The organism is Mesorhizobium sp. WSM3864 (genome assembly GCF_002294955.1).
In the GTDB taxonomy this organism is placed as follows: Bacteria; Pseudomonadota; Alphaproteobacteria; order Rhizobiales; family Rhizobiaceae; genus Mesorhizobium.
In genome coordinates this window covers 46,448-62,887 of the sequence record NZ_NSGD01000009.1, presented here as the reverse complement: position 1 = coordinate 62,887, position 16,440 = coordinate 46,448, and the positions used below count along the sequence as shown (strand labels likewise).

Annotated in this window: 16 protein-coding genes and 1 pseudogene; 9 read left to right on the top strand and 8 right to left on the bottom strand. The window is 62.9% G+C overall.

Annotated features, from left to right (window positions below; genetic code table 11):
- Nucleotides 1-174: 174 nt before the first annotated feature.
- Complete coding sequence (locus tag CK215_RS19265) at nt 175-1,671, top strand: amidase (protein ID WP_095831849.1); 1,497 nt, start codon at nt 175-177, stop codon at nt 1,669-1,671.
- Nucleotides 1,672-1,914: 243 nt separating this feature from the next.
- Nucleotides 1,915-2,808: an acetylglutamate kinase gene (gene argB, locus CK215_RS19260; protein ID WP_067003018.1), complete on the top strand. Its 894-nt coding sequence runs from the start codon at nt 1,915-1,917 to the stop codon at nt 2,806-2,808.
- A gap of 7 nt (nt 2,809-2,815) precedes the next feature.
- On the opposite strand, the gene bchE is transcribed toward argB, so the two are convergent.
- Entirely contained in the window at nt 2,816-4,381 is a 1,566-nt protein-coding gene (gene bchE / locus CK215_RS19255; RefSeq protein ID WP_095831848.1) for a magnesium-protoporphyrin IX monomethyl ester anaerobic oxidative cyclase, read from the bottom strand.
- A gap of 325 nt (nt 4,382-4,706) precedes the next feature.
- On the opposite strand from bchE, the gene CK215_RS19250 reads away from it, so the two are divergent.
- The gene (locus CK215_RS19250) at nt 4,707-5,777 is read left to right on the top strand and encodes a class I SAM-dependent methyltransferase (RefSeq protein ID WP_095831847.1); all 1,071 of its coding nucleotides are present in this window, start codon (nt 4,707-4,709) and stop codon (nt 5,775-5,777) included.
- A gap of 123 nt (nt 5,778-5,900) precedes the next feature.
- On the opposite strand, the gene CK215_RS19245 is transcribed toward CK215_RS19250, so the two are convergent.
- Together CK215_RS19245 and CK215_RS19240 are read right to left on the bottom strand one after the other, a co-directional pair.
- Entirely contained in the window at nt 5,901-7,880 is a 1,980-nt protein-coding gene (locus CK215_RS19245) for a GGDEF and EAL domain-containing protein (protein ID WP_095827546.1), read from the bottom strand.
- A gap of 385 nt (nt 7,881-8,265) precedes the next feature.
- Nucleotides 8,266-8,742 carry an Lrp/AsnC family transcriptional regulator gene (locus CK215_RS19240; protein WP_095776842.1) on the bottom strand — a complete coding sequence of 159 codons (477 nt, stop codon included), beginning with the start codon at nt 8,740-8,742 and terminating at the stop codon, nt 8,266-8,268.
- Between the two features lie 142 nt (nt 8,743-8,884).
- Here CK215_RS19240 and phhA point away from each other — a divergent pair, with 142 nt between their 5' ends.
- A complete protein-coding gene (phhA, locus tag CK215_RS19235) occupies nt 8,885-9,718 on the top strand; it encodes a phenylalanine 4-monooxygenase (protein WP_095776841.1) in 834 nt (277 codons plus the stop codon).
- Between the two features lie 160 nt (nt 9,719-9,878).
- Here phhA and CK215_RS19230 read toward each other — a convergent pair whose 3' ends face one another.
- Nucleotides 9,879-10,370 carry a MarR family transcriptional regulator gene (locus CK215_RS19230; RefSeq protein WP_095831846.1) on the bottom strand — a complete coding sequence of 164 codons (492 nt, stop codon included), beginning with the start codon at nt 10,368-10,370 and terminating at the stop codon, nt 9,879-9,881.
- A 94-nt stretch (nt 10,371-10,464) separates the two neighbouring features.
- Between CK215_RS19230 and CK215_RS31355 the strand changes: the two genes are divergently transcribed.
- On the top strand, nt 10,465-10,632 hold the full coding sequence (locus CK215_RS31355; protein WP_164747443.1) for a hypothetical protein: 168 nt from the start codon (nt 10,465-10,467) through the stop codon (nt 10,630-10,632).
- A gap of 117 nt (nt 10,633-10,749) precedes the next feature.
- On the opposite strand, the pseudogene CK215_RS19225 reads toward CK215_RS31355, so the two are convergent.
- Together CK215_RS19225 and CK215_RS19220 are read right to left on the bottom strand one after the other, a co-directional pair.
- Nucleotides 10,750-10,896: pseudogene (locus CK215_RS19225) on the bottom strand (GMC family oxidoreductase); the annotation flags it as partial.
- Nucleotides 10,895-11,656 (bottom strand): GGDEF domain-containing protein, encoded by a 762-nt coding sequence (locus CK215_RS19220; protein WP_067323795.1) that lies wholly within the window; start codon nt 11,654-11,656, stop codon nt 10,895-10,897. The pseudogene CK215_RS19225 and the gene CK215_RS19220, both read right to left, overlap by 2 nt.
- A 150-nt stretch (nt 11,657-11,806) precedes the next feature.
- On the opposite strand from CK215_RS19220, the gene CK215_RS19215 reads away from it, so the two are divergent.
- Nucleotides 11,807-12,514 (top strand): pyrimidine 5'-nucleotidase, encoded by a 708-nt coding sequence (locus CK215_RS19215; RefSeq protein ID WP_067003034.1) that lies wholly within the window; start codon nt 11,807-11,809, stop codon nt 12,512-12,514.
- A gap of 67 nt (nt 12,515-12,581) precedes the next feature.
- On the opposite strand, the gene CK215_RS19210 is transcribed toward CK215_RS19215, so the two are convergent.
- The gene (locus tag CK215_RS19210; RefSeq protein ID WP_082953833.1) at nt 12,582-13,421 is read right to left on the bottom strand and encodes an LOG family protein; all 840 of its coding nucleotides are present in this window, start codon (nt 13,419-13,421) and stop codon (nt 12,582-12,584) included.
- 143 nt (nt 13,422-13,564) lie between these two features.
- Between CK215_RS19210 and dapD the strand changes: the two genes are divergently transcribed.
- The 3 genes from dapD (at nt 13,565) to CK215_RS19195 (ending at nt 15,222) form a co-directional block, all read left to right on the top strand.
- Nucleotides 13,565-14,419, top strand: coding sequence for a 2,3,4,5-tetrahydropyridine-2,6-dicarboxylate N-succinyltransferase (gene dapD / locus CK215_RS19205; RefSeq protein WP_095831845.1), 855 nt, complete (start codon nt 13,565-13,567; stop codon nt 14,417-14,419).
- A gap of 70 nt (nt 14,420-14,489) precedes the next feature.
- Nucleotides 14,490-14,852 (top strand): DUF805 domain-containing protein, encoded by a 363-nt coding sequence (locus CK215_RS19200; protein WP_095831844.1) that lies wholly within the window; start codon nt 14,490-14,492, stop codon nt 14,850-14,852.
- The gene (locus CK215_RS19195) at nt 14,845-15,222 is read left to right on the top strand and encodes a DUF805 domain-containing protein (protein ID WP_067003040.1); all 378 of its coding nucleotides are present in this window, start codon (nt 14,845-14,847) and stop codon (nt 15,220-15,222) included. The genes CK215_RS19200 and CK215_RS19195 overlap by 8 nt, the downstream gene beginning before the upstream one ends.
- 149 nt (nt 15,223-15,371) lie before the next feature.
- Here the strand turns inward: CK215_RS19195 and CK215_RS19190 are convergent, their stop codons facing one another.
- A complete protein-coding gene (locus CK215_RS19190) occupies nt 15,372-16,406 on the bottom strand; it encodes a 2-dehydropantoate 2-reductase (RefSeq protein ID WP_095831843.1) in 1,035 nt (344 codons plus the stop codon).
- Between the last annotated feature and the right edge of the window lie 34 nt (nt 16,407-16,440).

Genomic DNA, 16,440 nt, shown 5'->3' with positions numbered 1-16,440 from the left:
AGGCAAATTAGAAGATTGCGATCTATTTGCAACGGCGCCGACGGTGTTGTCCACCCAAGGCTGCCGCAGCGTCAGTATCTGAAGTCATCTTCCGCAATGCGAGATGATCAACGCAAATCCGGATTTCGATTTGCGGCTTCATGCGATAGCCTTCGCCAAAACAGGGGAGCGGCAATGTCGATCGAACGCGTGCTTTGGGAACAGGATGCGAGCGGACTTGCCGAGCTCGTCCACAAGGGGGAAATCTCGCCGCAGGAGCTGGTCGACGCCGCGATCGCCCGCGCCGAGGCGACAAGAACCGACATCAACGCCATAGCGACGCCGCTCTATGACGCCGCCAGGGCGCGGGCGAAGGCGATCGACCGCAAGCAGCCGCTCGCCGGCGTGCCCTTCGCGCTGAAGGATCTCGGCATCGGCATCAAGGGCGTGCCGATCCATGGCGGCAGCCGCATCCCGGCCTTCACGGCCGATTTCAACTCGGTGATGGTCGAGCGCTATCTGGCCGCGGGCCTGATCCCGATCGCTACCAGCACCTCGCCCGAGCATGGGCTGCGGCTGATGACCGAATCGGCCCGCTTCGGCATCACCCGCAACCCCTGGAACACCGGCCACACCACCGGTGGCTCGTCCGGCGGATCGGCGGCGCTCGTGGCGGCCGGCGTGGTGCCGGCGGCGCACGCTTCCGACGGCGGCGGCTCGATCCGGGTGCCTTCGGCCTGCAGCGGCTTGGTCGGGCTCAAGACCTCGCGCGGCCGGGTGCCGCTGACGCCGCTCACCAGCGAGAGCTGGTACGGCATGGTCGTCGACCATGCGGTCAGCCGATCGGTGCGCGACACAGCCGTCCTGCTCGACCTGACGCACGGCGCTGATCCGCTGTCGCCTTATGCGGCGCGGGAGCCCAAGGGCGCCTTCGCCGCCGCAGCGGTGCGCGATCCTGGCAAGCTCAGCCTCGCCGTCTACCGCATATCGCCGCTCGGCCTGCCGATCTCGGCTGAGACGATCGAAGCGCTTGACACCGCGGTGGCGCTGGCGCGCGAGGGCGGGCACATCGTGGAAGAGATCGACCTGCCCTATATCGGCCGCGACTTCATCGCCGATTTCTGCAAGAGCGTCGCCTCGGCCGTCGCAGGCATGATGCGTGCCGAGGCGAAGCGCGTCGGCCGCCCGGTGACCGGCGAGGTCGAACGTGCGACGCGCGTGCTCGGCCGCCTCGGCGAAATGCTGTCCGCCGGCGAGGTCTATGACGCCGTGCAGCGGCTCAACGCCACCGCGCGGCAGATGATCGAAGACACGGCGCGCTTCGATGCCGTGCTGATGCCGATCATTGCGCACCCGCCGCTCGCCTGCGGCGCGATGGATCCGAAAGGCGCCGACGAGATCGTCGAGAACGTCCTCGACAAACTGCATCTTACCGGGCTGCTCAGGATCAAATCATTTTTCGGCCAACTGATGGACAAGAGCCTGTGGTTCACTCCCTGGCCGGCGATCCACAATGTCAGCGGCCAGCCCTCGATCGCGCTGCCGGTGCATGTCACCGCAGGTGGCCTGCCGCTCGGCATCCAAGCCGCGGGACGGCCCGGCGACGAGGAGACGCTTTTGTCGCTCGCCGCGCAGATGGAGAAGATTTCAGGATGGCTGAAACGCCGCGCACCGCTCAAGGTGCCCGGCTAGGTCTGTCGATATTCAGGTGATGCCGGCCTGCGAATGGCGGTTTTCTGCGCTTCCGGTACTCACGTAGCAGAAAGTACGCTCTGTTCCGGTTCTCGAAATCCGCCATTCTCGACTCGACCTGACCTGAATCTCGACAGACCTTGAAACCCGCCGATTTCGTCATTGTGAGCGCAAAGCGGTTTGCGACCTGCGGCAATTCCCGCTAAGACGCCCGCCATCCTTGCCACCTAGGGAAAAGCACCGATGACGGACATCGCCGCCAACGCCGAAATGCAGGCCGCGCTGCTTTCCAGAGCGCTGCCTTATATGCAGCGCTACGAGAACAAGACGGTGGTGGTGAAGTATGGCGGCCATGCCATGGGCGACAACGAGCTCGGCAAGGCCTTTGCCCGCGACATCGCGCTGCTCAAACAGTCCGGCGTCAATCCGATCGTCGTTCACGGCGGCGGGCCGCAGATCGGCGCCATGCTCAACAAGATGGGCATCGAATCCAAGTTCGAGGGCGGGTTGCGCGTCACCGACCAGAAGACGGTCGAGATCGTCGAGATGGTGCTGGCCGGCTCGATCAACAAGGAAATCGTGGCGCTGATCAACGCCGAAGGCGAATGGGCGATCGGGCTCTGCGGCAAGGACGGCAACATGGTCTTCGCCGAAAAGGCGCGCAAGACCATGATCGACCCGGATTCCAACATCGAGCGGGTGCTGGATCTCGGTTTCGTCGGCGAGCCGGTCGAGGTCGACCGCACTCTGCTCGATCTGTTGGCCCGTTCCGAGATGATCCCGGTGCTGGCGCCGGTGGCGCCCGGCCGCGACGGCCATACCTACAACATCAACGCCGATACCTTTGCCGGCGCCATCGCCGGCGCCTGCCGCGCCTCACGCCTGCTGTTCCTGACCGACGTGCCCGGCGTGCTCGACAAGAACAAGAAGCTGATCGACGAGCTGACGGTCGGAGAGGCCAAGGCGCTGATCAAGGACGGCACGATATCGGGCGGCATGATCCCGAAGGTCGAGACCTGCATCGAGGCGATCGAGCGCGGCGTCGAGGGCGTCGTCATCCTCAACGGCAAGACGCCGCATTCGGTGCTGCTCGAGCTGTTCACCGAGCACGGGGCCGGCACGCTGATCGTGCCGTAGCGATTATTTAGCCGGCTATCCTTCTGCTTTCCGCCCGCTTATCTTCCGCGACGGGCAGGGCCGGCTCTCGCGCCGGGCGCTGAAAGACCATCGATTCCTCGTCGGTGTCCTGCGGCGCGCCCCAGAATTCGGCAAGCGTCGGGCCCGCGGCCACGCGGCGGTCGCGGACCAGAAAACCCCAGACCTCGCGGAACCAGACGCGGCGGCCCATCTTGGTGTACCAACGCATCGAATGCCGCTGCTCTGGATCGGGATGGAAAAGGACCCGCGCCAGCGCTTTCGGCCGTGACTGCACGGCAAGCTCGATCAGCTTGACAGCGAAGAACAGCATCCACGGTTTCAGCCGGGTCATATGCAGCACCTGGTGCTTGTAATCCCAGAGCCGGATGTCCTTCTGGATCACCCTGCGCTCCTTGGCGATGCGGAAGAACGGCGTCCAGCGATGCGGCGTCACATAGAGCGCCTGGATCTGGTCGGGATCATAGGCGATGAGCTGGCGAAAGCCGCGCCAGAGATCGCGAAAACCCTCATCCTCGAAGCCAGCGACCCAGGTCGCCATGGACAATATGCCGTGCCGGCGAAGCAACCTGATCGCCTCGCGGTCGGACTTGGTGCTGCCGCCCTTGCGGATCAGCGACAGTGTGGCCTCGTCGGTGTTCTCCATGCCGAGCAGCCAGCGGATGACGCCGGCCTTGCGATAAAGGTGCAGGATATCGGCATCGCGCACGATATCGTCGGCGCGCGTCGAGCCGACGATCAGCACCGGCACGTTCTCGGCGATCATGGCATCGAGAAAGGCGCGCCAGGCCTTCTTCGAAGAGGTCGGGTTCTCGTCGGCCAGATTGACCAGCTCGACGCCATACTCGCGGTGCAGCCAGGCGATCTCCTTGGCGAAGCTGACCGGATCGCGATGTCGCCAGCGGGTCCAGAAGCCGCGCTGGCCGCAATAGTTGCACAGATGCGGACAGCCGCGCGAGAACTGCATGACCACGGCGCGCTTGCCGCCCCAATAGCTGTAGCGGCCATGCTCGATCAGATCCCAGCCGATGCGGCAGGCGTCGAGATCGGTAATCGTCATCGCAGGTGGCGTCGCAAAGGGTCGGCCGCAATCGTCGCGATAGGCGATGCCGGCGACACCCGACACCGGCCGGCGCCTTTCCAGCGCCTCGACCAGCGCCAGCGCGGTCGCCTCACCCTCGCCGCGCACGATGAAGTCGAAGACGTTCGTTGCGGCGAGCACGTCGCGCCAATGATAGGTCGGGAAGACGCCGCCATAGAGGATGACGACCCCTAGCGCGCGGGCCTTGATCATTTCCGCGATCCGCAGCGCGGTCGGATGCGCCGAGGTCGAGCCGGAATGGCCGATCAGGACGAAATCCGGATTATCGCTCAGGGCCTCATCGACGAGCGTGGAAAGCGGCATCGGCCCGAACTCCGCGTCGACCAGGCGCACCCGATGGCCGGCATCGAGCAGCGGACCGCCGATCGCCAGCAGGCCCAAAGGCGGCAGGTGATCGTCGGGCACGCGGCTGCCGATAGCCGTATGCGGCGGGTTGACCAGCACGATGTTCATGGCGGACCTCCGTTGCGTCGGTCCGCCGGTCGTATTTGGCGATGTCGAAGCCGCCTTGGCGCGGTTCAGCAGTTTCGATGCAGCTTTCCCACAGATTTGATGGGCACACCCGAAACGTCGCGCAGAGCGGGAGACCGCGTCAGCCCAGTGCATAACAAAAGGTTAAGGACGTGCGCGTTGCGCAGCTCGATCGAGCTCTGGTTTTCAGCGCTTCAAACCTTCGGCAAGGAGAGTATTAGCATCAACTAATGCAGTTGACCCTAAACTTTTATTAAAACTCTAAGCATTTATAATTGTCGGTGGGGGACCACAAGGAAATGCCCATATGGCGCTGAATCCCGATCTGAAAATCGATGAGGCGAGCCTCATCACATCGACGTTGATCAAGAAGCACAAGGCGGCGTCCGCGGAGGCGGTCGACGCCGCCGAGCTCAAGGCGCGGGCGGCCCAGCTCGCCCTGGTGCTGGACCTCGCTCATCAGGCTTTCGCGCGCCAGGAGCCCGCAGGGCAAATCGTCGAGCGCCTGGCGGGTCGACTGCATGAACTGCGCCGGGAGGTCGCTCCGGCTCTTTGGCAGGAACTGATCCCGCTCGCTCAGCAGCACCGCGTGGCGGCCTACCTGAAGCAGGATCCGTTCACGCGCTGGTCCTTCGAAAAGCCGCGCGGCTATTCGGGCGACGCGACGCTGCTGGACATCTACTACAAGCACCCGAGCGCGGACGAGATCGTGGCATCGTCGAGCGAACTCGGCCGCGAGATCTTTGCCTATACGAGCGAAGCGGCAAGCTCGGTGGCGGGGCGCGAGCGCCGCGAGATACTGGCCAAAACGGTCGACGAAACGGCTGCCCGGGTAGAAAACGCCGAGGTGCTGGCAATCGCCTGCGGCCATTTGCGGGAAGCCGAACTCTCAAAGGCACTCGCCGAGAGAAGGTTAAAGCGCTGGATCGGTCTCGACCAGGACCCGGTGAGCGTCGGCACGGTCAACCGCGACCTCGCCGGTACGGCAGTGGAAGCCGTGGACGGATCCGTGCGCGGTCTTTTGCGGCGCGCCTACCCGCTTGGCACATTCGATCTCGTCTATGCGTCCGGGCTGTATGACTACCTGCCGCTTCCGGTCGGCGCACGCCTGCTGCAGCGCGCCATGGAACTGGTCAAGCCGGACGGCGAATTCCTCTTCGCCAATTTCAGCGACGAGATCACGACCGACGGGTACATGGAGACGTTCATGGACTGGCCGCTCATCCTGCGGTCGGCCGGCGACATGTGGGACATCATCAATGCCGCGGTGGACAAGAACCGCGTCGAAGCCGAGGTCTATTACGGATCGAATAGGAACATCGTCTACGGCAAGATCCGCAAACGCGTGGATTTCGCGGCGCCCGCCATGGAGCGATAGCGGAGCCGCTTCACATTCCGATTTCAAGTCGGGCCGTGCAGCGGCCCGACTTCTGATGCAGCGCGCGGCGTCCTCGTTTCGCCGAGATGGCGCCGCCCTACATTCCTGCCGCACTGCTTTGAGTTAAGCGACGAGGTCCTGCCTGGCCTGCATGATCTCTTCGATCGGGACGGGACGTCCGGTCAGGAAGCCCTGGATCGACTGGATGCCCATGTGCTGCAGCAAATTCTGCTGCTCTTTCGTCTCGACACCCTCGACAAGGACCGTATGGCCCAGATTGCGCAGCAGTCTGACCATGTCCTGCAACAGGCTCAGGCCTCGAACCGTCTGGCAATCGTGCAAGAAACTCCGATCGATCTTGACGACGTCGAACTTGAAACGACGGAGCCAGGCCAGACCTGCAAATCCGGTTCCGAAATCATCGAGCCAGATCTGAACGCCCAGATTTCGAAGCTGCTCGATACTTCTGGCGGCCTGCGCCTCCAGAGATATATCGCTGCCTTCGGTGACCTCGAGCGCCAGCCTCTGAGGCGCCATGCCGTGGCGGCCAAGGATCTCGGTGACGTGAAGCGGGAAATTCGGAGCCTTGAGCTGGACGACCGAGACGTTCACGGACACGACCGATCCCAATCCGTGCTCGACCATGTCACCGCAAGCCCGATCGATCACCCATATCCCGAGTTCCTCGATCCCGCCGGTCTGCTCGGCGACAGGTATGAACACGGACGGGCTGATCACGCTGCCGTCGAAATCGCGCAGCCGCATCAACGACTCATGGCCAAGCACCTTGCCGGATATCGCATCGCAGATCGGCTGATAGACGACGGAGACCAGTCCCTCCGAAACGGCTTGCTTGAGCAGTTCCGAAAGATTCTGGCTGGCGCGCTTCTGATCGATGGCCTGCGCATCATAGATGGTGACGGTCGCGCGACCGGAAAACTTGGAGGCGTAAAGCGCGCGATCGGCCTCCTGCAACAAGATCCGAAGCTCTATGCTTTGATCGGCGCGCGTCAACGAGGCGCCAGCGCTGATGGTGACGATGTTGAGTTTATCGTCCCGATCGGGATGGGAGATGTTCAAGTCCTCGACGGCCCGGCAGAATTGATGGGTCACCTCGCGCAGGTGATCCGGTCCGGCGACCTTGCAGAGCACGACGAATTCTTCGCCGCCGTACCGTCCCGCGATGGCGTGATTGGACGCCGCCGTCTCGTCGAAGGCTCGGGCAAGCTCGATCAGGCAGTCGTCGCCGGCCTGATGGCCGAGCCGGTCGTTGAACCGCTTGAAGTAGTCCACGTCCATGAGAATGACGCCTATTTCGTCATTGTCCCTGGCCCATTCCTTGCACAACTCCGCGAATTCCCGGGTGATCGCCCTGCGGTTCTTAAGCCCGGTAAGCGGGTCGGTGTCTGCGATCTCGATGAGCTTTTGACCATTTTCGATGGCGACCTGCTCCTGGATCTGCGCCTGAAGGGCATGCAGGAAGGTTTGGTAGCGCTCCATGCTGAGGCGCCATGAAAGATAAAGCGACAAAACAAGGCAATTCACGAAATAGGTTGCAAGCACCAGACGGGTGCCAAGATCGGCTTGAAGCAAGAACAGCGTGGCGCCGAGGAATGCTATTGTCACGGTTGCGGACGACAGCGCCGAGAGCCATAGCCGGAAGTTGAAGAAAAGGTTGGCACCGAGAATGAAAACCGTGCCGAAGATGATGAAATGGGACAGCGCCTCCTGATGCGTCGTTCCGAGGGCCGACAGCAGCCATCCGATCGCGCCCGCCACGATCGCCAGAGCAGCAACGTAGTGCAGAGTGGTGACGGCAAAATCGCGTCGAGCAACAAGTTCGACAAGCACCAGGAAGGTCAATCCCAACGTCAGGCGCGTCAGAATCACACGGTCGGCGATGTCCGGGAAAAGGAACCAGTCGAAGGCCCCGTAGCATATGTAGCTCAACACAGCCGCCGCTATGCCCCAGCGCACGACCTTGCGATTCTGATCCGCGTTCTTCTGCAGCAGCATCGCAAAAAGCGTCGGATCGGCGGATTTCCACGGCGGGCGTGAAATCGCTTCAGTGACCCTCTGAGCCACGTCCTCCGTCAGTTGCATGCAATGCTCCTTTGCGATCATCCTCCGCATGAACGGGTTCGAGCAAGCGAAGTCCGTCAAGTCCTTACGGAAGGACGAAGGCAAGCCTGGTTCATTATAAGACACTAATGTTGCTAACCGCCGGTAAACGGATCATGCAATTGCACCGGCCTAGCGACCCGCTAAGGATTCCATGCAACAATCATGAGTTACCGAATAATGCATGGTCACACTTTCTCCAGATCGCAAGAGACGACGCACGAAACATTGCGTAAATTTCCGAGCGCGTCTTTTGTTAAGATTCGTGTAACCTTAATTTCAGTTGATATCGGGGAAATCGTCCCGAAGTAGATTCGCTCCGACCACATTGTCGGCCGTTCTTTGCGGAGAACCGTTTCAGGTACGATTACCGCCGCAGATGGCTGAGCGGCACGTGGCCTGGCCCCTTGATGTTCTGCAGCACAAGCTGGGTATGGACGTCGCGGACGCCGGGCAGCCGCATCAGTCGGTGCATGACGAAAGCATTGAGATCGTCCACCGACGGCACCATCACATGCAGCAGGAAATCGTGGTCGCCGGTCATCGTCCAGCAGGACGAGACCTCGTCCATGCGCTGCACGGCGGCGATAAAACTTTCCGGCGAGCCGTCGCTGTGGCTCACCAGGCGGACCTGGATGAACACCTCGACCGTCAGCCCCAGCGCGCGTCGGCTGAGCACGGCGGCAAAGCCCTTGATGACGCCGGCGCCTTGCAGCGCCTCGAAGCGCCGCGCGCAGGGCGTGGTCGACAGGCCGATCTCCTGCGCGAGTTCCGACACGGCCTTGCGCCCGTCGCGTTGCAGGGTGTCCAGCATTCTTATTTCGAACTCATCCAACTGAGGCATTTTCCCTCCTAAACGTTTAAATTTGAGCGAAGTTTACCTCAAAATCCCTCGCTTGGCTACAAACAAGGCTGATTTGCCTCACGAGCCGCGGCTACGATGACGCCACCATCCGGGAACCGACGATTTTTTTCAGGAGGAAGAAATGACGATCAGCGTTGCCGACTATGCCCGCGAATGCGCGGCGCAAGGCCTTCGCGGCGACTATTCGGTGTGCCGCGCCGACTTCACAGTGGCTCAGGATTACGACTATTCCGCCGACGAGCAGGCAGTGTGGCGCACGCTCTGCGATCGCCAGACGAAGCTGACGCAGAGGCTGGCGCACCGTTCCTATCTCGACGGCGTCGCGACGCTCGGGCTGCTCGACAAGATTCCGGATTTCGACGCCATCAGCGAGAAATTGCGCAAGCTCACGGGCTGGGAAATCGTGGCGGTGCCCGGGCTGATCCCCGCCGGCCCCTTCTTCGACCATCTCGCCAACCGCCGTTTCCCAGTCACCAACTGGCTGCGGACCAGGCAGGAACTCGACTACATCGTCGAGCCGGACATGTTCCATGACTTCTTCGGCCATGTGCCGATCCTGACGCAGCCGGTGTTCGCCGATTTCATGCAGATGTATGGTGAGAAGGCCGAGGACATGATCGCGCTGGGCGGCGACGAGATGATCACCCGGCTCTACTGGTACAGCGCCGAATACGGCCTCATCCAGGAAGCCGGCCAGCCGGTAAAGGCTTTCGGCGCAGGACTGATGTCGTCTTTCACCGAGCTGCAATTCGCGGTCGAAAGCAAGGACGCCCATCATGTGCCGTTCGACCTGGAGACGGTGATGCGCACCGGCTACGAGATCGACAAGTTCCAGCGCGCCTACTTCGTTCTGCCGTCCTTCGACGCATTGCGCGATGCATTCGCCGGCGACGACCTCGCCGGGATCGTCACGCGGTTCAAGGGTCAGCCGGCGCTCGACCCCGCCACGGTCTAGGCATTGAAACAAAATGCGCGAGCCCGAAATCGTTCGGTGCGGCGCGCTTCGGGGTCCGGCTTTCGCCCAGCCGGCCGTCAGAGCGGTTCGGTGGCTAAAAGGCGACTGAGCCGCTCTGGGTTTTGCGGAAGCAAGCCGCCAGTGTTGGGTCGCTCGGGCATCAGCCGGCCGAAGCCGGCTCGGCCTTGATCCTCGCCAACTGCTCGCTCTGCAGCTTCAGCGCGGCGTCGATGAAGCGCAGCACGGTCGCCAACTCGGCGTCGCTGAAACCCGCCATCACTTTCTCGCCCTCGCGCGCGATGGCGCCATAGTAGCGCTCCGAAAATTCTCTGGTCAGCTCGGTCGCCTCGATCACCACCTTGCGCCTGTCTTCCAGGCTGCGGGTTCGGGTAACGAGCCCACGCGCCTCAAGGCGGTCGATCAAGGCCGTCACCGCTGCCGGCGTCAGCCCCGTCGCCGCCGCCACGGCGCCGGCCGATTGCGGCCCCGCGTAGAGCAAGCCCAGACAATGCCGCTCGGCCGCGATCAGCCCAAGCCGCTCCCCGACCGCCTCGTCATAGGCTTGCGTCGCGTCCTGCCAGCGCATGACGGCACGGCTGACGGCGGCCGTCATCTCAGCACGATTCATGCTTGACGAATTTAGTTCGATCATCTAACTATCAAGTTGTCTAACATTCAGACTATCGTATCAATATGCGATGCCACCCTTTGCGAAGCAAGGGCAAAGTCGCCGACAGGAGTGAACAATGAGCTTGATTCAACAGCGCCCCCCTCTCTCGCATGAGGAGGAGTACAGATACGCCAAGCTGGCCATGGAATGGTATGGCTGGGGCTCGCCCATCGGCCTCGGCATCCTGCTGGTGGCACTTGCCGCCGCGGCCGTGCTGGTGCGGGTCGCCGTTTACGGACTGTAGATCCGACCCCCAAAGGCGCGCCAGGGCGGCGCCGGTTGCCATTGCAGGCGCCGGCGCCGCCCGCCTGTCGGGAGTTCAGACTGTGATCACCTTCCTGAGGTGGCCGCCCAGCCGGCAGGTACCCATGCGGGTGCCGCCCATATGGTGATGGCCCGCCGTCCCCTCATTCGTCGGATAATCGCCGCCTTTGCCGATCCAGTCGGCGATGCGCACGCGGCCGAGATTCTTCCGCGCCATGGTCGTGCCGAAGAGCCGCAAGCCCTCAGGCGGCTTCCGAAAGGTCGCGATCGAGAACGGACAGGTTGCGGCCGCGATGCTTGGCCTCGTAGAGCCTGCGGTCGGCGGCGCGCATCAGCTCCGACACGGTGGCGCTCTCGCCACAGGTGATGCCGCCGATCGAGACCGTCAAAGGCACGGTCCGCTCGTCGACAGGGCGAAAGCGGATCAGTTCGACCTCGCGGCGGATGCGCTCGGCCACGCGCCTTGCTTCCGGTTCGGTGGCGCCAACCAGGAAGGCGGCGAACTCCTCGCCGCCGATTCGGCCGAGCACATCGCCGCTGCGCACGCCGCGCTCGATGGCGCCGGCGATCAGAAGCAGCGCATCGTCGCCGGTCAGGTGACCGTAATTGTCGTTGATGGTCTTGAAATGGTCGGCATCGATGATCAGCAGGGCGCCGCGATCGGCCTTGCGCCGGGAACCGTCGAGCGCGGCGAAGAAGGTCTCGCGGTTGAGCATGCCGGTCATGTCGTCGCGGCTTGCCTTCTCCGACAGGCGTCTGTGGGCCGCGGCGAGCTGAGCATGCGCGCGGGCAAGCTCGCGATGCGCATTTTTCAGCCGGTCGCTTTGCCAGAAGGTGCCGACGCTAGCGATCCAGGCGAGAATCAAAGGGCAAACTGTGGCCGTCAGCCAGACGGTGCGGCTGATCGGAAAGCCCATGGCCGGGACCACAACCAGCGTCAACAAGAGCGAGACAGCGACCGAAGCGAACGCGACGACTGCAGACTTCAAGATTATGCGACTCATCGCTGTCTCCCAACGGACTGCCTCTGTGCCAGCAAGCGCTGAAGGTGACCTTTCCGGGACGATTAAAATTTGAAGCGAGGCGCCATTTTCACGACGCAAGACGCGCGGAAGTTGTGGATAAACTCCGCGTCCGCATGCCATAAGGAGGCCATGACGACGACACCCGAGCCCGCCCGTTTTGCCCATGTCACGGATTGGGTATTCGACCTCGACAACACGCTCTATCCGCATCACTCGAATCTGTTCGCGCAGATCGACGTGAAGATGACCGCCTATGTCGGCGAGCTGCTGACGCTCTCGCGCGAGGAGGCGCGCAAGCTGCAGAAAGAGCTCTACCTGGAGTACGGCACGACGCTGAACGGGCTGATGGCGCGCCACGGCATCGACCCCGACGACTTCCTCGAGAAGGTGCACGACATCGACTATTCCTGGCTGGTGCCCGATCCGGTGCTCGGTGCCGCGATCCGCCAATTGCCGGGCCGCAAGTTCATTTTCACCAATGGCGACCGCAAGCATGCCGAGCGCGCCGCGCGCCAGCTCGGCGTATTGGATCATTTCGACGACATCTTCGACATCGTCGCGGCGGGTCTCAACCCCAAGCCGGCCCGCCAGACCTATGAGCGGTTCGCCGAGCTGCATTCCGTGACCGGCCACAACGCGGTGATGTTCGAGGACCTGGCGCGCAACCTCTCGGTGCCGAAATCGCTCGGCATGACGACGGTGCTGGTCGTGCCGCGCAATTTCGAGCCGACTTTCTCCGAGATCTGGGAGCGCGACCCGGCGAATGAGGACGACGTGGATTTCGTCACCGACGACCTCGCCGGCTTCCTGACCGCAATCGTCGAGGTCCCGGGCTGACCCAACTCCAGATTGCCGGCGCCGTCGTCAGAACTCGCTGGTCATTGCGGTAACGACGAGCACGCGCTCAGAGGCTGTAGAAGCGGCGAACGATGTCCCAGGCTTCGTCGGCGGTGTCGACGAAATCGATGATGTCCTGGTCGCCGGGTGAGATCGTGCCTTGCTCGGCAAGGAAGTCGAGGTCGATCGCCCGTTGCCAGAACGCCTTGCCGAACAGGATCACCGGCACGCGCTCCATGCGCCCGGTCTGGATCAGCGTCAGCGTCTCGAAGAATTCGTCCATCGTGCCGAAGCCGCCGGGAAAAACGGCGACCGCCTTGGCGCGCATGACGAAATGCATCTTGCGGATGGCGAAATAGTGGAAGTTGAAGCAGAGTTCGGGCGTCACATAGGCGTTCGGCGCCTGTTCGTGCGGCAGCACAATGTTCAAGCCGATCGACGGCGCGCCGACATCGTCGGCGCCGCGATTGCCCGCCTCCATGACTCCCGGTCCGCCGCCGGTGACGACGACGAATTCGCGATAATAGGATGTGGCCGACTGCTGCGAGCACAGCCGGGCGAACTTGCGCGCCTCTTCGTAATATTTGCTGTTCAGCTCGAGGTTCTTCTTCTGCGTCTCGTTCTTGGCGGCCCAGGCGGCGCCGCCCGGCTCGGGAAGCCGCGCCCCGCCGAACAGGATGACGGTCGAGCGGATGCCGCGCTCGGCAAGGATCATCTCCGGCTTCAAGAGCTCGAGTTGCAGGCGCACCGGACGCAATTCGCGCCGCGTCATGAAGTCGGGATCGTTCCAGGCCAGGCGATAGGTTTCGGCCCGCGTCTGCGGCGTGTCCGGCACGCTTTTCGACCGCTCGAGATCCTCGTCCGAATGGGGCAGCGGCGTCCAGCCCGCCTTTTCCATGGGTGTCATCGAATCCACCGTCCTAATTCCTTTACTTGCGCCGTCCCGTGACGCAGTCGCGATTGACCCCCATTAAGGCTTCACATAGGGTCCGCGCGATTTCAAAACAGGTTAAGGCGCAGGCCTTAACAGCTTTGTAATGGAGCAAATTCATGTCGAAGCCCGATCTGGCGAGCCTCGAAAAGACCATCGAAAAGGCCTTCGAGGAGCGCGATACGATTTCGACCGCGACCCGCGGCGAAACGCGCGACGCCATCCAGTCGGCGCTCGACTTGCTCGACCGCGGCGTGGTTCGCGTCGCCGAGCGGCAGGACGACGGCAAATGGCTGGTCAACCAGTGGCTGAAGAAGGCGGTGCTGCTCTCCTTCCGGCTGAACCCGATGGAGATCATCAAGGGCGGCCCGGGCCACTCGGTATGGTGGGACAAGGTGCCGTCGAAGTTCGAGGGCTGGGGCGCGGTCGATTTCGAGAAGGCCGGCTTCCGCGCCGTGCCGTCCTCGGTCGTGCGCCGCTCGGCCTATGTCGCGCCGGGCGCGGTGCTGATGCCGTCCTTCGTCAATGTCGGCGCTTATGTCGATACAGGCACCATGGTCGACACCTGGGCCTCGGTCGGCTCTTGCGCCCAGATCGGCAAGAACGTGCATCTCTCCGGCGGCGTCGGCATTGGCGGCGTGCTGGAACCGATGCAGGCCGGTCCGACCATCATCGAGGACAATTGCTTCATCGGCGCGCGCTCCGAGGTGGTCGAAGGCTGCATCGTGCGCGAAGGCTCGGTGCTCGGCATGGGCGTGTTCATCGGCCAGTCGACCAAGATCGTCGACCGCGCCACCGGCGAGGTCTTCTACGGTGAAGTGCCGGAAAATTCGGTGGTCGTCGCCGGCTCGCTGCCGGGCAAGCCGCTGCCCAATGGCGAGCCGGGGCCGAGCCTCTACTGCGCCGTCATCGTCAAACGCGTCGACGCCAGGACCCGCTCCAAGACGTCGATCAACGAATTGCTGCGCGATTGATCTTTCCCGCGAACAGACGCACCCTCCGCCGGCGCGACATTCCGTCGCGCTGGTTCAACGGAGGGGCGTCATGGACTGGAAGTATCTGCTGACGAGTTTCGACGGCCGCATCAACCGGGCCAAGTTCTGGGCCGGCATCGGCATATTCATCGTCATCGCCATCATTGCGTTCATTCTCGACTCGATCCTCGGCACACGTTTCACCACCGCCGGCGGCGACCAGATCGGCATCCTCGGCATCCTGGTCGCGCTGGCATCGATCTATTTCGCGATTGCTCTCTATGCCAAACGCTGGCACGACCGTAAGAAGTCGGGCTGGTGGACACTGATCGGCCTTATACCCATCATCGGCGGCATCTGGCTGCTCATCGAACTGGGCATGCTCGAAGGCACCAGGGGCGCCAATCAATACGGACCGGACCCGCTTGCCTGAAAAAGCAGACTTCATCTGGCTCTTCTTCAAAACCTCGGGCCGCGTCAGCCGCGCGGCTTATTTTCTCGGCGGATTGCTGGTTGCTATCGTCCAGGCCTTTCCGCTTTATCGCTTCACGCTGGTGCCGGAAGGTTCGGCCGAGAGCAACATGTGGTCGTTCGTTTTCTTCCTCACGTTCCTCGCCTCGTTGTGGTCGAACGTCGTGCTGGCAGTGAAGCGGCTGCACGACCTCGACAAGCCGGGCATCGCGGCGCTGGTGCTGTTCGTTCCCGTCGTGTCGATCGTTGCCTTCCTGGTGCTCTGCCTGTTTCCGGGACAGCCCGGATCCAATCGCTACGGCAGCCGCACGAATGCGCCGGCCGACCGCTAGCGCCGGATGATTTTTAGGTCGTTTCGACCTCAAATCTGATCCGGCTCTAAATCACAGAGATAACGCGTGATGTAATCGGTCAATGACGATGTCGTCATCCTTGGCGTCAACGAGACCGAGAATTTGAGCTCGAACCTGTCGCGCAAATATCACGCTGATCGAGGACCGCGGCTGACCTCGTGGGGCGTCAATCCGGGCGGACCGCGCCTGTCCGCTTCCGCCTGACGCACCAGCGCCATGATGCGCTTCGTCACAGGCGCCGGCACGCCGGTCTTTTGCGCGTGCCGCAGGATCGCTCCCTGCAATTCGTCGACCTCGGTCGGCCTGCCGCGCTGGAGATCGTCCCACATCGAGGAGCGCGCCTTGGGGTCGATCGCCAGCAGCCGCCGGGCCAGGATTCCGAACAGCCAGTCCGGAAGCCGCAGCACTTTCGGCAGCAGCCATGGTGGCGGCCCAGCGATGCGCGCCGGCTCGATACGGCAAGCTTTCATTGCAGCCAGGGCCTCGTCGATCTGGTCCGCCAGAATGACGCGCCAGCCGCGGTCCGCCAATTCGGTTGCCAGCGGCAGGTCGGAGAGCGCGACCAGCGCATTGTTGAGGTTCATCAGCAGTTTGCTCCACTGCACAGCCCTCATGTCGGCGTGGGTTTCGACCCCAAGTCCTTCGACATTGAGCAGTGCTGAAAGGCCTGGCTCAGTATTCTCGATGATGATCATGCCGTCGCTGGCGCGGCGGACGCTGAACGGCGTCTCGCCATCCGGCGATTGCACGACATTGAACGCGACCATACCGGCAAGCACGCGATGCGCGGGAAGCGCTCCACGCAGTTTGTCCGGATTGTCGACGCCATTCTGCAGGCTGACCACAAAGGCATCGGGGCGGACATGAGCCGCAACAAGCGCCGCCATCTCCTCGGTCGCGCCGCTCTTTACGGTGACCAGAACGATATCCGCGTTGCGCAGCGCCAGCGCCGGATCGTCGCTGACCGCCAGCGTCTCAGGCCCGATGCGTCGGTCCCGGCCGTCAAGATCGCTGATCCGCAGCCCGTCCTTGCGCAACGCCTCCACAATGCGGCCGCGGCCAAGGAAGACGACCTTACGCCCGGCGAGCGCCAGGCAGCCCCCGACATAGCAGCCGATGCTGCCGGCGCCGGCTATCGCGATCGTCTTTCCTTCTTTGGCCATGCGATCATCCCGTCCTGGCCCGCGCGACTATACG

Bases quoted from the DNA above. Each gene is read 5' to 3' on its own strand.
- CK215_RS19265 (WP_095831849.1), top strand. From the start codon at position 175: ATGTCGATCGAACGCGTGCTTTGGGAACAGGATGCGAGCGGACTTGCC.
- argB (WP_067003018.1), top strand. From the start codon at position 1,915: ATGACGGACATCGCCGCCAACGCCGAAATGCAGGCCGCGCTGCTTTCC.
- bchE (WP_095831848.1), bottom strand. From the start codon at position 4,381: ATGAACATCGTGCTGGTCAACCCGCCGCATACGGCTATCGGCAGCCGC.
- CK215_RS19250 (WP_095831847.1), top strand. From the start codon at position 4,707: ATGGCGCTGAATCCCGATCTGAAAATCGATGAGGCGAGCCTCATCACA.
- CK215_RS19245 (WP_095827546.1), bottom strand. From the start codon at position 7,880: ATGCAACTGACGGAGGACGTGGCTCAGAGGGTCACTGAAGCGATTTCA.
- CK215_RS19240 (WP_095776842.1), bottom strand. From the start codon at position 8,742: ATGCCTCAGTTGGATGAGTTCGAAATAAGAATGCTGGACACCCTGCAA.
- phhA (WP_095776841.1), top strand. From the start codon at position 8,885: ATGACGATCAGCGTTGCCGACTATGCCCGCGAATGCGCGGCGCAAGGC.
- CK215_RS19230 (WP_095831846.1), bottom strand. From the start codon at position 10,370: ATGATCGAACTAAATTCGTCAAGCATGAATCGTGCTGAGATGACGGCC.
- CK215_RS31355 (WP_164747443.1), top strand. From the start codon at position 10,465: ATGAGCTTGATTCAACAGCGCCCCCCTCTCTCGCATGAGGAGGAGTAC.
- CK215_RS19220 (WP_067323795.1), bottom strand. From the start codon at position 11,656: ATGAGTCGCATAATCTTGAAGTCTGCAGTCGTCGCGTTCGCTTCGGTC.
- CK215_RS19215 (WP_067003034.1), top strand. From the start codon at position 11,807: ATGACGACGACACCCGAGCCCGCCCGTTTTGCCCATGTCACGGATTGG.
- CK215_RS19210 (WP_082953833.1), bottom strand. From the start codon at position 13,421: ATGACACCCATGGAAAAGGCGGGCTGGACGCCGCTGCCCCATTCGGAC.
- dapD (WP_095831845.1), top strand. From the start codon at position 13,565: ATGTCGAAGCCCGATCTGGCGAGCCTCGAAAAGACCATCGAAAAGGCC.
- CK215_RS19200 (WP_095831844.1), top strand. From the start codon at position 14,490: ATGGACTGGAAGTATCTGCTGACGAGTTTCGACGGCCGCATCAACCGG.
- CK215_RS19190 (WP_095831843.1), bottom strand. From the start codon at position 16,406: ATGGCCAAAGAAGGAAAGACGATCGCGATAGCCGGCGCCGGCAGCATC.